Source organism: Streptomyces sp. bgisy159, from assembly GCF_965341775.1.
Lineage (GTDB): Bacteria > Actinomycetota > Actinomycetes > Streptomycetales > Streptomycetaceae > Streptomyces.
The window spans coordinates 1-578 of the sequence record NZ_CBDQZH010000136.1; the positions used below are offsets into that span (position 1 = coordinate 1).

1 protein-coding gene is annotated in these 578 nt (G+C 67.3%); it reads left to right on the forward strand.

What is annotated here, in order from left to right; all coding sequences use genetic code 11:
- Positions 1–438: DUF3459 domain-containing protein (locus ACSLTV_RS36160; RefSeq protein ID WP_435613739.1), on the forward strand; the 438-nt coding region annotated here is incomplete at its 5' end.
- Between the last annotated feature and the right edge of the window lie 140 nt (positions 439–578).

Consider the following 578-nt stretch of genomic DNA (forward strand, 5'->3'; position numbering starts at 1 on the left):
GGTGAGGAGTACCTGGACTCCGAGAAGTACCAGCTCAAGCCCCGTGACTGGGAGAGCGCGGACACCATCGCGCCCCTGATCACCCGCCTGAACGACATCCGGCGCCGCCACCCGGCACTGCGGCGGCTCAGGAACCTGCGCTTCCACCACACCGACAACGACGCTCTGATCGCCTACAGCAAGCGGGAGGGCACCGACACGGTGATCGTCGTCGTCAACCTCGACCCCCACCACACCCAGGAGGCCACGGTCTCGTTGGACATGCAACAACTCGGTCTGGATCACGGCGCCCCCCTGTCCGTCCACGACGAACTGACGGGTGAGACCTACACCTGGGGCAGGACCAACTACGTGCGTCTGGAGCCCGGCCGGGCCCCGGCCCACGTGTTCCGCGTCCGGCCGCCGGCACCGACGATCGGAGGGTCCAGAGCGTCATGACCGTCAACTCACCCGTACCGGACACCTTCGAGGACACGCCCGCGAAGGACCGCGACCCCGACTGGTTCAAACGCGCCGTCTTCTACGAGGTGCTGGTCCGCTCCTTCCAGGACAGCAACGGCGACGGCGTCGGCGATCTC